The sequence below is a fragment of the Streptomyces sp. NPDC042259 genome, from assembly GCF_055582085.1.
In genome coordinates, this window is the sequence record NZ_JBVJDW010000001.1 from 578,479 (window position 1) to 590,819 (window position 12,341).

At 69.7% G+C, this 12,341-nt stretch carries 11 protein-coding genes; 4 read left to right on the plus strand and 7 right to left on the minus strand.

What is annotated here, in order from left to right; genetic code table 11:
* Positions 1-108 precede the first annotated feature (108 nt).
* On the plus strand, positions 109-1,281 hold the full coding sequence (locus ACZ6MA_RS02640) for a TerD family protein (RefSeq protein ID WP_469430456.1): 1,173 nt from the start codon (positions 109-111) through the stop codon (positions 1,279-1,281).
* A 79-nt stretch (positions 1,282-1,360) separates the two neighbouring features.
* On the opposite strand, the gene ACZ6MA_RS02645 is transcribed toward ACZ6MA_RS02640, so the two are convergent.
* From ACZ6MA_RS02645 to ACZ6MA_RS02670, 6 genes are all read right to left on the minus strand, one after another.
* Positions 1,361-2,104, minus strand: a complete 744-nt coding sequence (locus tag ACZ6MA_RS02645; RefSeq protein ID WP_469430458.1) for a TerD family protein — start codon at positions 2,102-2,104, stop codon at positions 1,361-1,363.
* 114 nt (positions 2,105-2,218) lie between these two features.
* Positions 2,219-3,361, minus strand: a complete 1,143-nt coding sequence (locus tag ACZ6MA_RS02650; protein WP_469430459.1) for a DUF475 domain-containing protein — start codon at positions 3,359-3,361, stop codon at positions 2,219-2,221.
* A gap of 49 nt (positions 3,362-3,410) precedes the next feature.
* Positions 3,411-3,986 carry a TerD family protein gene (locus tag ACZ6MA_RS02655; protein WP_469430461.1) on the minus strand — a complete coding sequence of 192 codons (576 nt, stop codon included), beginning with the start codon at positions 3,984-3,986 and terminating at the stop codon, positions 3,411-3,413.
* Between the two features lie 131 nt (positions 3,987-4,117).
* Positions 4,118-4,693: a TerD family protein gene (locus tag ACZ6MA_RS02660; protein WP_469430463.1), complete on the minus strand. Its 576-nt coding sequence runs from the start codon at positions 4,691-4,693 to the stop codon at positions 4,118-4,120.
* Between the two features lie 242 nt (positions 4,694-4,935).
* On the minus strand, positions 4,936-5,394 hold the full coding sequence (locus ACZ6MA_RS02665; RefSeq protein ID WP_130877593.1) for a peroxiredoxin: 459 nt from the start codon (positions 5,392-5,394) through the stop codon (positions 4,936-4,938).
* Between the two features lie 286 nt (positions 5,395-5,680).
* Entirely contained in the window at positions 5,681-6,103 is a 423-nt protein-coding gene (locus tag ACZ6MA_RS02670; protein WP_469430464.1) for a DUF3052 domain-containing protein, read from the minus strand.
* Between the two features lie 470 nt (positions 6,104-6,573).
* Here ACZ6MA_RS02670 and aceE point away from each other — a divergent pair, with 470 nt between their 5' ends.
* On the plus strand, positions 6,574-9,306 hold the full coding sequence (gene aceE / locus ACZ6MA_RS02675) for a pyruvate dehydrogenase (acetyl-transferring), homodimeric type (protein ID WP_469430466.1): 2,733 nt from the start codon (positions 6,574-6,576) through the stop codon (positions 9,304-9,306).
* Positions 9,307-9,406: 100 nt separating this feature from the next.
* On the opposite strand, the gene ACZ6MA_RS02680 is transcribed toward aceE, so the two are convergent.
* Positions 9,407-9,805, minus strand: coding sequence for a peptidase inhibitor family I36 protein (locus ACZ6MA_RS02680; RefSeq protein ID WP_469430467.1), 399 nt, complete (start codon positions 9,803-9,805; stop codon positions 9,407-9,409).
* 335 nt (positions 9,806-10,140) lie between these two features.
* On the opposite strand from ACZ6MA_RS02680, the gene ACZ6MA_RS02685 reads away from it, so the two are divergent.
* Positions 10,141-11,358, plus strand: a complete 1,218-nt coding sequence (locus ACZ6MA_RS02685; RefSeq protein ID WP_469430469.1) for an alpha/beta hydrolase — start codon at positions 10,141-10,143, stop codon at positions 11,356-11,358.
* A 109-nt stretch (positions 11,359-11,467) separates the two neighbouring features.
* On the plus strand, positions 11,468-12,340 hold the full coding sequence (locus ACZ6MA_RS02690; RefSeq protein WP_469430471.1) for a DUF4429 domain-containing protein: 873 nt from the start codon (positions 11,468-11,470) through the stop codon (positions 12,338-12,340).
* Position 12,341: the final 1 nt, after the last annotated feature.

Consider the following 12,341-nt stretch of genomic DNA (forward strand, 5'->3'; position numbering starts at 1 on the left):
GATCTCATGACTCACGTGGGTCCTTCCGATGTCCAGTGTCACCGATGACCACCGGGTAACCGCCCCCTACGTTGTCCGCGGCCCACGTGGGAGGGCAGGATTGCGGGCATGACGCACGCGATGCTGAAGGGGTCGAACATCCCGCTGGAGGCCCGGACCGTACGGGCCGTACTGCGCTGGACTCCCGGCCCGGGCGTCCCGGACGTGGACGCCTCGGCGCTGCTTCTGGGCGACGAGGGGCGTGTGCGTTCGGACGAGGACTTCGTCTTCTACAACCAGCCACGGCACCCATCCGGTCTGGTCCGCCATCTGCCGAAAAAGCGGCTGGTCGAGGGCTTGACGGACTCGATCGAGGCCGATCTGGCGATGCTGGACGGCTCGGTGCACCGAGTCGTCCTGGCCGCGTCGGCGGACGGCGGCACCTTCGGACAGGTCCGGGACCTGCGGGTGCTGCTGTACGACATGGCGGACGGCACCCGGTCGTCACCGCCGGCGCAGCCATCCGGGGACCCCGTGGCGGTCTTCGAGGTCCAGCCGGAGACGGGCGACGAGACCGCGATGCTCTGCGGCGAGCTGTACCGCCGCGGCGAGGGGTGGAAGTTCCGGGCACTGGGGCAGGGGTACGCCTCCGGCCTGGTCGGCCTGGCCACCGAGTACGGAATCTCCGTGGAGGAGTCCGAGGGCGCCGAGAGCGCCACCGGCGCGGCCGCGCCCGACGCGACACCGGCCGCCCCGCGGACCACGAACGCCCCGGAGGCCGCACAGAGCCCCGGTACGGACGGTACCGGCGGCACGGCCGGTGCGGACGGCACGACCCAGGCGGTCGTCCCGGCGGTCGTCCCGGCGCCCGCCTCCGAGCCCGTGACGGCACCCGTGGCCGCGCCGGTGGCGGCTCCGGCGGCACCCGCCACGCCCCCCACGGCCGCGCCCGCGTCCACGTCGGCGCCCGGTTACGGCTATCCGCCGCCGCCCGTCGCGCCGCCGCCCGTGCCACCGGCGGTGCCCCCCGCCCAGCCCTCGTACGGCTACCCCCAGCACCCGCCGGCCCCGGGCGGCCCCGCCACGGGTGCCCCCGCCGCGACGGGGGCACCCGCGTACGGCTACCCCCAGCACGTGACCCCGCCCCCGGCACAACCCCCGGCACAGCCGCCGGCCTACGGATACCCGCAGCCGCAGCACCAGCCGCAGCAGCCGTCCTACGGGTATCCGCAGGCGCGGCCCGTGCCGGACCCGGCCTTCCGGCTGCCGCCGCAGGGGCCGCAGTTCCAGCAGAGCCGATGAGGGACGGCCGGACCCGGCCGTGACGCCGTGAGGGGGTTTCGGCCCGGTGCGGCCGGTGCGGCCGGTGCGGCCGGAACCCTCACACCTTCGACTTGTACCCCCTGCCCCACTGCAGGCCCCAGCCGTACAGCCGGTCCAGCTCCGCCTGGAAGCCGTAGACGTACTTCATCTCGCGCCGCAGGATGATCTCGCCCTTCACGTTCTCCAGCATCACCACGGCGCAGGAGCGGGCCTCGGGGGCGCGCTCGGTGAGCGCGATGTCGATCTGGGGCCCGTTGCCGGGGAAGAGCGTCACCAGGGCGTGCGTACGGTCGAACGCCGGGGTGCCGTCATAGATGTAGACGAAGATCAGCAGTCGCTTGATCTTGTCCCGGTGGTCCATGTTGACGTAGATCGTCTCGCCGGAACCCGAGCCGAACCGGTCGTCCCCGCTGAGCTGGACGTACGGCGCGCTGTTGAGGCTGCCCAGTATGTTGCCGAGCGGTTGCACCACGCCTTTGGCGCCATCCTGGAGTTCATACATACAGGCGAGGTCGAGGTCCACGTTGACCATCGCGGGCCCCTGCGCCTGCACCATCTCCGGTCGGAACTTGCGGAACGGATGGCGCAGCCCGGTGCCGAAGGCGGGCCGGTCGCCGAAGTCCGAGGTCCGCATCCGCCAGGAGAGATTGACCCGCAGATTGCCCGAGAGGGCGCCCTGCTTGGTCAGGGAGAAGGTGGGGTTGCGCTTGGTCAGCTCCACCGAGCCGTTGGTGCCGCTGGTGTCGAACTGACGTGCGCTCGCCCGCCCCCAATTGCCGAAAAACCTGTCCCGGAACTCCATTCCTCGACCCCCACCCTGTTTCGCCCCGAATCACACCCCGAAACCGCCGCGGGGCGGTCATGAGGACTCGCCTCATGACCGCCCCGCTTAGAGCGTTCCTCGTTTATGCCCCGGTCACACGCCGGACGGGACCTCGGCCCTGTCGCCGGAGCCCGGGCCGCCCTCCTTCGCGAGGGCGCGGTTGCGCCGCACGGAGGACCAGAACGACCAGCCGATGAGCGCCACACCGATGAGTCCGGTGACGACCTCGGGAATCTCGTACCGGATGGTGGCCATCAGGAGGACGGCCAGCGCTCCGATCGCGTAGTGCGCGCCGTGCTCCAGGTAGACGTAGTCGTCCAGGGTGCCCTGACGGACCAGGTAGACGGTGAGGGACCGCACGTACATGGCACCGATGCCGAGGCCGAGCGCCATCAGGACGATGTCGTTGGTGATGGCGAAGGCGCCGATGACACCGTCGAAGGAGAAGGACGCGTCGAGCACCTCGAGGTAGAGGAACATGAAGAACGCGGCCTTGCCGGCGAGCACGACGGCCGGGGCCTTCTTGCCGCTCTTCTTGGCCTCTTCCTCGGCCTCGTGCTCGCGCTCCTCCTCTTCCTCGAGCTTGTCCTCGAAGTAGCCGGAGAGGCCGCCCACGATCAGATAGGTGATCAGACCGGCGATGCCGGCCAGCAGCACCGTGGCCGCCTTGTCGACGTGCGTGCCGCCGTGCTGGTGCGCCTGCGTGGCGAAGGTCATCGCCGAGACCAGCAGAACGATCAGCGAGATGCAGACCGACAGCATGTCGATCTTGCCGAGCTTCGCCAGCGGGCGCTCCAGCCAGCCCAGCCACTTGATGTCGCGGTCCTCGAAGACGAAGTCGAGGAAGATCATCAGCAGGAACATCCCGCCGAAGGCCGCGATCGCCGGGTGGGCGTCGGTCACCAGCTCCTGGTAGTGGTCCTTCTGGTTCAGGGCGAGGTCGACGGCCTCGATGGGGCCGATCTTGGCGCTGATCGCCACGATGACCACGGGGAAGACGAGCCGCATGCCGAAGACGGCGATCAGAACGCCGACGGTGAGGAAGATCTTCTGCCAGAAGTCGCTCATCTTCTGCAGCACACCGGCGTTGACCACGGCGTTGTCGAAGGACAGCGAGATCTCGAGGACGGACAGGATCGCGACGATCCCGAACGCTTCCCACCCGCCGTAGAACACCGCTGCGGCCAGTCCCAGGGCGGTGACGCCGAAGGACCAGCCGAAGGTTTTCAGAACCACTGGCTACCCAATCGTGTTAGTACGGGGTCCCCCGCGCTGTGGCGCGGCTTTACGAAACGTTGACCCCGAAGTCTAGAGCGATGCCGCGCAGCCCTGACGCGTACCCCTGACCGACCGCCCGGAACTTCCACTCCCCGCCGTAGCGGTAGACCTCGCCGAAGATCATCGCCGTCTCACTGGAGGCGTCCTCGCTCAGGTCGTAGCGGGCCAGCTCGGCGCCGTCGGCCTGGTTGACCACGCGGATGAAGGCGTTGCTGACCTGGCCGAAGCTCTGGCCCCGGGCATCGGCGTCGTGGATGGAGACCGGGAAGACGATCTTGTCGCAGCTCATCGGCACCTGGGCGAGGTCGATCAGGATCGACTCGTCGTCGCCGTCGCCGTCACCCGTGAGGTTGTCACCCGTGTGTTCGACGGAGCCCTCGGGGCTCTTGAGGTTGTTGTAGAAGACGAAGTACTCGTCGCCGAGCACCCGGCCGTTCGCGCAGAGCAGCGCGCTGGCGTCGAGGTCGAAGGGGGCTCCGGTGGTGGAGCGAGCGTCCCAGCCGAGGCCGATGGTCACGTTGGTGAGATTCGGTGCGGCCTTGGAGAGGGAGACATTGCCCCCCTTGGCGAGCGTTACGCCCATGATCTTGATTCCTCCCCGAGATGAAACGAGATGGGTGTCCATGCGCGTCCGGCGCCGCACTCCCGGCCCATGGCGAAGGCCTGGGGCGGGTGTGCGGCGCCGGACGCGATCGGTCGGGTGCGACCGCCAGGTCAGACGTTGACGCCGAAGTCCTGGGCGATGCCGCGCAGACCGGAGGCGTAGCCCTGGCCGATGGCCCGGAACTTCCACTCCGCGCCGTTGCGGTACAGCTCGCCGAAGACCATGGCGGTCTCCGTCGAGGCGTCCTCGCTCAGGTCGTAGCGCGCCAGCTCGTTGTTGTCGGCGGCGTTCACCACGCGGATGTACGCGTTGCGCACCTGGCCGAAGCTCTGCGTGCGGGCCTCGGCCTCGTAGATGGAGACCGGGAACACGATCTTGTGCACATCGGCCGGGACGCCGGCCAGGTTGACCTTGATGACCTCGTCGTCGCCCTCGCCCTCACCGGTGAGGTTGTCACCGGTGTGCTCGACGGAACCGTCGGGGCTCTTGAGGTTGTTGAAGAAGACGAAGTTCTGGTCGTTGGTGACCTTCCCCTGGTCGTTCGCCAGCAGGGCGCTGGCGTCCAGGTCGAAGTCCGTACCGGTGGTGGTACGGGCGTCCCAGCCGAGACCGACGATGACCGCGGTCAGGTTCGGGGCCGCCTTGGTCAGCGAGACGTTGCCGCCCTTGCTGAGACTGACTCCCACGAGTCCTCCATTGGTTGAGGGGGCCGGAACCACTCGGCGAGACCTGCGCCCCCGTTGTGCGATGGCATCCGATCAACGTTTTGATCCTAGTGACCGGTTCCCACCGATTACAGGGTCTTGCACTCAAGGGCACGCGGAGAGCGCTCGGATTGCCCTCGAAGTGACTCAAACTACAGCGAAACGGACGGTAGGCGCATGTCAGGCGCCCGCCGTCCATACCGCCGGACGCGTCGCCGGCCGGATCAGAGGGCGGCGAGCGCCTTGGTGTACTCGTTCAGGTCGCGCGCGTCCGGCAGGCCGTTGACGATCGTCCAGCGGACGACGCCCTCCTTGTCGATGATGAAGGTGCCGCGGACCGAGCAGCCCTTCTCCTCGTCGAAGACGCCGTAGGCGCGGCCGGCCTCACCGTGCGGCCAGAAGTCGGACAGCAGCGGGTACTCCAGGCCCTCCTGCTCGGCGAAGACGCGCAGCGAGAAGGGGGAGTCGCTGGAGACGGCGAGCAGCTGCACGTCGTCGTTGGCGAACTGCGGCAGCTCGTCGCGCAGGGCGCACAGCTCGCCGGTGCACACGCCGGTGAACGCGAAGGGGTAGAAGAGCAGAACGACGTTCTTGTGACCACGGAAGTCGGAGAGCCGGACGGTCTCGCCGTGCTGGTTCTTCAGCTCGAAGTCCGGGGCCTTGGTGCCGACCTCAATCGCCATGGGTTCGCATCCCTCGTCTCGACAAAATGCCGGCCCTGGGTCGGTCGATCACGGCCTACCCGCCGGCGGGTTGCGGCCAGTGTGTCACTGCGCCCCCCACGCGATACAGCGCGCCCCCCGGCAGCGGTGCTGCCGGGGGGCGCGAGGGTCGTGCTCGGCGGATCACCGGCATCGGCCGGGCCCAGCCGAAACCGGCCCGTCCGGCGATCGAGGACGCGCCCGCGGGGCGCTCGCCGCCGCGGGCGGCGACGGACCGCGGCCGAGCCTTCGCCGGAGCCGGACAGGCCTACCGCTTGGGGGCGACCAGTCGGGCGCCGGACCAGTCCTTGGCCACGCTGATGCTCTTGGTCTGGCTCAGACCCGCGGTCTGCGCCGCCTCGCTGACGTCGCTCGGCTCGATGTAGCCGTCCCGCCCGGTCTTGGGCACCATCAGCCAGATGACGCCACCGTCCTCGAGCAGGCCGATGGCGTCCACGAGCGCGTCCGTCAGGTCGCCGTCGTCGTCGCGGAACCACAGGACGACGGCGTCGGCCACGTCGTCATAGTCCTCGTCGACGAGATCCTGGCCGGTGATTTCCTCAATGGCCTCGCGGAGCTCCTGATCGACATCGTCGTCGTAGCCGATCTCCTGGACCACCTGCCCGGGCTGGAAACCCAGCCTGGCGGCAGGGTTGGTCCGCTCCTCCGCGTGGTCCGCGGTCGCGCTCACGGATTGCCTCCTGTCTTGTTTCGAGAAAATGTCTTGTTGTTCCTCGCTTACGCGAGGCATTGGCGGTAGTCCACACGTGACGGGCGGTTCGCGCAAGTACCCGGCCCTCCACCCCGCCCAAACGTTGACGTCTCGCCGCAACTCCAACCATGGAAGAGCACAGGCGAGTGATTCATGACACAGCGTTCTGTCGGTTTTGTGAAGTTGCACCGCACGATTACGGCAATCGGGTCCGAACGGCCGTACGCGAACGACCCCCATAGGGGGCGTATGGTTGCGATTTGGCTGCCGCGCGTCGGCCGGCCTTCGGCGCCTCATCTCACGAGCGGTGGTTACCGATCGGTAGAGATGACGTTTGCGCCGCCGCGGTCCACGATGGGACGGCGCGACATAAGCAAAGACCGTATGTGACCGCGTGCGCAGCAGCGTTTGCGTGCAGGGCACAACGACCCGAACAGCGAAGGAACAGCGTGGCTCCCGGATCCGATCGCAACCCGATCATCATTGGCGGCCTTCCCAGCCAGGTCCCGGACTTCGATCCCGAAGAGACCCAGGAATGGCTCGACTCGCTCGACGCAGCCGTCGATGAGCGAGGCCGGGAACGTGCCCGCTACCTCATGCTTCGCCTGATCGAGCGCGCGCGTGAGAAGCGTGTGGCCGTGCCCGAGATGCGCAGCACGGACTACGTCAACACCATCGCCACCAAGGACGAGCCGTTCTTCCCCGGTAACGAGGAGATCGAGCGCAAGATCCTCAACGCGACCCGGTGGAACGCGGCCGTGATGGTCTCGCGCGCCCAGCGCCCGGGCATCGGCGTCGGCGGTCACATCGCCACGTTCGCCTCCTCCGCGTCGCTGTACGACGTCGGCTTCAACCACTTCTTCCGTGGCAAGGACGAGGGCGACGGCGGCGACCAGATCTTCTTCCAGGGCCACGCCTCCCCCGGCGTCTACGCCCGCGCCTTCCTGCTGGACCGACTGTCCGAGCAGCAGCTCGACGCGTTCCGCCAGGAGAAGTCCAAGGCCCCCTACGGTCTGTCCAGCTACCCGCACCCGCGGCTCATGCCGGACTTCTGGGAGTTCCCGACCGTCTCGATGGGCCTCGGCCCCCTCGGCGCGATCTACCAGGCGCGCATGAACCGTTACATGGAGGCGCGCGGCATCGCCGACACCTCCAAGTCCCACGTGTGGGCGTATCTGGGCGACGGCGAGATGGACGAGCCGGAGTCGCTCGGCCAGCTCTCGATCGCCGCCCGTGAGGGTCTGGACAACCTGACCTTCGTCGTCAACTGCAACCTGCAGCGCCTCGACGGCCCGGTCCGCGGCAACGGCAAGATCATGCAGGAGCTGGAGTCGCAGTTCCGCGGCGCCGGCTGGAACGTCATCAAGCTGGTCTGGGACCGCTCCTGGGACCCGCTGCTCGCGCAGGACCGCGACGGCATCCTGGTGAACAAGCTCAACAGCACCCCGGACGGCCAGTTCCAGACGTACGCCACCGAGACCGGTGCGTACATCCGTGAGCACTTCTTCGGCGACGACCAGCGTCTGCGGAAGATGGTCGAGGGCATGAGCGACGACCAGATCCTGCACCTGGGCCGTGGCGGTCACGACCACAAGAAGATCTACGCGGCGTACGCGGCGGCCAAGGCGCACAAGGGCCAGCCGACCGTGATCCTCGCGCAGACGGTCAAGGGCTGGACCCTCGGTCCGAACTTCGAGGGCCGCAACGCGACCCACCAGATGAAGAAGCTGACGGTCGACGACCTCAAGCGCTTCCGGGACCGTCTCCACATCCCGATCGCCGACAAGGAGCTGGAGTCCGGCCTGCCGCCGTACTACCACCCGGGTCGCGACTCGGAGGAGATCCAGTACATGCACGACCGCCGCAATGCGCTGGGCGGCTATGTGCCGACCCGCGTCGTGCGCGCGAAGCCGCTGCCCCTGCCGGACGACAAGGCCTACGCGACCGCGAAGAAGGGTTCGGGACAGCAGTCGATCGCCACCACCATGGCCTTCGTCCGCATCCTGAAGGACCTCATGCGGGACAAGGAGATCGGCAAGCGCTTCGTGCTGATCGCCCCCGACGAGTACCGCACCTTCGGCATGGACGCGTTCTTCCCGTCGGCGAAGATCTACAACCCGCTGGGTCAGCAGTACGAGGCCGTCGACCGTGAGCTGCTCCTGGCCTACAAGGAGTCGCCGACCGGTCAGATGCTGCACGACGGCATCTCCGAGGCGGGCTGCACGGCCTCCCTGATCGCGGCGGGCTCGGCCTACGCGACGCACGGCGAGCCGCTCATCCCGGTCTACGTCTTCTACTCCATGTTCGGTTTCCAGCGCACCGGTGACCAGTTCTGGCAGATGGCGGACCAGCTCTCGCGCGGCTTCGTGCTGGGCGCGACCGCCGGTCGTACGACGCTGACCGGTGAGGGTCTGCAGCACGCGGACGGCCACTCGCAGCTGCTGGCGTCCACCAACCCGGCCGTCGTCTCGTACGACCCGGCGTTCGGCTTCGAGATGGCGCACATCGTCAAGGACGGTCTGCGCCGGATGTACGGCGAGAACGCCGAGGACGTCTTCTACTACCTGACCGTCTACAACGAGCCGATCCAGCACCCGGCCGAGCCGGCGGACGTGGACGTCGAGGGCATCCTCAAGGGCCTCTACCGCTTCAAGACGGGCGAGCAGGGTGCCATCCCGGCGCAGATCCTCGCCTCCGGTGTCGCGGTGCCGTGGGCGATCGAGGCCCAGCGCATCCTGGCCGAGGAGTGGAACGTCAAGGCGGACGTCTGGTCGGCGACCTCCTGGAACGAGCTGCGCAAGGACGCCATCGAGGTGGAGGAGCACAACCTCCTGCACCCGGAGGAGGAACTGCGCGTCCCGTACGTGACGAGCAAGCTCCAGGGCGCCGAGGGCCCGACGGTGGCCGTGTCCGACTGGATGCGGGCCGTTCCGGACCAGATCTCGCGCTGGGTGCCGGGCACCTACACCTCGCTGGGCGCGGACGGCTTCGGCTTCGCGGACACGCGTGGCGCGGCCCGTCGCTTCTTCCACATCGACGCGCAGTCGATCGTCCTCAGCGTGCTCACCGAGCTGGCCAAGGAGGGCAAGGTCGACCGCTCCGCGCTGAAGCAGGCGATCGACCGCTACCAGCTCCTCGACGTCACGGCGGCCGACCCGGGCGCCGCGGGCGGCGACGCGTAGTCGCTCGCGCGACGGCGGGAGCCGAGAGTCACGGCCCGTGCCCCCGACCAGCGATGCTGGTCGGGGGCACGGGCCGTTGTGGCACCCGCTCCCTCGGGGGTCAGCTCTCCCAGACCTTGTAGGCCCGCACCTGGTAGGGCGACTCCGGCACCCAGCTCCCGGAGGGATACGTGTCGAACTCGCCCGTCTCCCCGCAGATGGCGCTCTGGTACGTGGTGACGGGGCGCCCCGTGCGGTTGGCGAGGGACGCCGCGCTCGCGCCGGGGGGTAAGGTCACGCAGCTCTCGATGTCGATGTCCGCGAGTTCGCTCGTGGTCCGGCCGCCGCGGAAGCGGGGCTTCTGCCACAGGCACAGCTGCCCGGCGGCGCAGTCGCCGGTCGCGACGCGGGCCGTGCGGGACGGCGACGGCTGGGGCGCGGCCTGTGCGCCGGCGGTGGCCAGGGTCCCCGCCAGGGCGGCGAGGCTCACGGCGAGGGCCGCGGTACGGATCGTCCGCATATGGAACTCCCCTGATTCGGATGATTCGGAATGGGCGTACGCCGATCCTGCTCATCGGTGATCACCGCTGCCAAGGGCGCGCGGCGCGCGGGGCCCTGATAGGGGAAGACGTGCGGGCCGGGGAAAGACGTGATGCCGGTCACCGGTGCGGGCCTCGGAGGGGGTCGGGAACACCGGCTCACGAGCGGACATCTCGACCGGATCGGACCCCTGTTGGCGGAAAATTGGCGTACCTGAGCGGGGTGGGTACGACTGTGCCCAATTACCCCTCGCCAAACGTGAGATAGCTCACCGGTTTCCCGGATGGCCACAGGTTTCTCCTAGGGTGTCTCGCGGTGACTTCTTTCCCGGAGCTCGGCTCTCCCTCCTCCCTGCCCTGGACGAACTCGACCACGGCGATGCGCGCGCTGCTCGCCCTGGCCGTGGTGTTCGTCATGCTCGCCACGACCGGCTGGACGGCGGTCAGAGGACACCAGGGGAACTCCGACCCGAGAGCGGCCTCGCTGAGCGCCTGGCTGCACGACTCCATAGGCGGCCGTCCGCTGCCCGCCCCCCAGGCGGGGCCCGCCGCCGTGGCCCGCTTCCTGGGCGCCCTCACCGGCGGCCAGCGGGACCGGCTCGCCAAGCACTATCCCCTGGTCGTCGGCAACCTCGACGGTGCCCCGGCCGGGCTGCGCTACCGCGCCAACCGGATCGCCCTCGCGCAGGCCCGCACCGTGGAGGAGCGCCGCACGCACGCGAGCGGGCTCACCCCTTCCGGCCGCCACGAGGCCGGGCGCCGCATGCACCGCTTCGCCTCGCTGATGGCCGACGACCGGCAGATCCTCGCCTTCGACCCCAGCGGCTCCGGCCGGGTCGCGGAGGTCTTCGGCGACCTCGACCGGGCCGAGCGGGTCTCGGTCGTGGTGCCCGGCGTCGACACCAACGTGCTGACGTTCGAGAAGACCCAGCGCGCGCACACCGCGTCCGTGGGCATGGGCCGCTCGCTCTACGCGGCCGAGCGGAAGGCGGCGCCGGACACCAGGACCGCCGTCATCGCCTGGGCCGACTACACCTCGCCCAACGGCGTCGGCATGGACGCGGCGACGGGCAAGCTCGCCGCCGAGGGGGCGCTGCGGCTGCGGGCGCTGGTGCGGGCACTGCCCGGCACCTCGCCGGTCGCGCTGTTCTGCCACAGCTACGGCTCGGTCGTCTGCGGCGTCGCCGCCCGTGAGCTGCCCGCCCGGGTCACGGACGTCGCGGTGGCCGGCAGCCCCGGCATGCGGGCCGAGCGGGTCTCCGAGCTGCGCACCAGCGCCCGGATCTGGGCGATGCGCGATGCGGACGACTGGATTCAGGACGTTCCGCACCTGGCCGTCGGGGGCCTCGGCCACGGCGCCGACCCGGTCTCCGCGGCCTTCGGGGCCCGGCTGCTGTCGGCCCGCGACGCGAAGGGGCACGCCGGTTACTTCGAGCCCGGCACCGTCAGCCTCGCCAACTTCGCGGCGGTCGGGGTCGGTGCCGTCACCTCCGTCACCTGCGCGAAGGACGACGCCGACTGCTCCGTCGGCTGAACCGGAACCGGCCGGTTCCGGCCGGGCCCGGGCCGTGCGCGCCACCGGTTTGACGCGCGTAGCGCCGGGAGGGGGGACGGGCGGGCGGCCGCCGCATACGATGAAGCGCATGGGTGATGTGCTGGCCGGTTTCCATGCCGCCTGGGAGTTCGACACCGACTCCGTGCTCATCCGCTTCGAACGGGGGATCCGCACGCCGAAGCTGCTCCAGGCGCTCGGTGCGCGACGTGTCCCCTACGAGGCGCTCGCGGCCGTCGAGGCGGCCTCGGGGAAGCGCGGCACGGTGGTCCTGCGCGCTGTGCCCAGACCGGGCGCGGATCCGCTGATCGACGTGGCGGACGGGCAGCTCAAGGAGGGCTGCGATCCGTACCGGCTGGTGCTCCCCGCCGAGCGCGAGCTGCTCGCGGAGTACTTCGCCGACGAGATACGGGCCAGGCTCGGCCCGCGTGCCGCCGAGCCCGCCGAGCGGCATCTGGTCGCCGCCCCCGCACCCCCGCTGTCCTTCAAGGCCTATGACGGCAAGGCGTCCTTCGACGGCCGGGCCGTGTCCTTCCGCTGGTTCTGGACCGGTGCCTCCTCCGCCAAGTGGAAGGCCGGCGACCAGCGGTTCCCCGTCGAGGAGTTGGCGGGCGTGGAGTGGCGTTCCCCGGAGGTCCTCGGCGGGCATCTGCGGCTCGTGCCGCACGGCACCGAGGACAGCCGGCCGGGTGACACCGACCAGGATCCGGCGGCCGTCGTCTTCGGCATGGGCTACGGCCTCGTCCACGAATCGCTGCCCTTCGCGGCGGCGGTCCACGAGGCCGTGCGGGCCCGGTCCGGCCGGGGCGCCGGCGTGCCCGCCCCGCGCCGCTCCCTCGCCGGCCGCCCGGACCCGGGCGGCATCGCCGACCGCATCCGCCACCTAGGCGCCCTGCACGAGGCGGGGCTGCTGACCGACGACGAGTTCAGCGCGAAGAAAGCGGAGTTGCTGGCCGAGCTGTGAC

What these genes read in the sequence shown, in the direction of transcription:
- ACZ6MA_RS02690 (WP_469430471.1), top strand. Translation starts at nt 11,468, where the DNA reads ATGGGTGATGTGCTGGCCGGTTTCCATGCCGCCTGGGAGTTCGACACC.
- ACZ6MA_RS02680 (WP_469430467.1), bottom strand. Translation starts at nt 9,805, where the DNA reads ATGCGGACGATCCGTACCGCGGCCCTCGCCGTGAGCCTCGCCGCCCTG.
- ACZ6MA_RS02655 (WP_469430461.1), bottom strand. Translation starts at nt 3,986, where the DNA reads ATGGGCGTAACGCTCGCCAAGGGGGGCAATGTCTCCCTCTCCAAGGCC.
- ACZ6MA_RS02665 (WP_130877593.1), bottom strand. Translation starts at nt 5,394, where the DNA reads ATGGCGATTGAGGTCGGCACCAAGGCCCCGGACTTCGAGCTGAAGAAC.
- ACZ6MA_RS02645 (WP_469430458.1), bottom strand. Translation starts at nt 2,104, where the DNA reads ATGGAGTTCCGGGACAGGTTTTTCGGCAATTGGGGGCGGGCGAGCGCA.
- ACZ6MA_RS02640 (WP_469430456.1), top strand. Translation starts at nt 109, where the DNA reads ATGACGCACGCGATGCTGAAGGGGTCGAACATCCCGCTGGAGGCCCGG.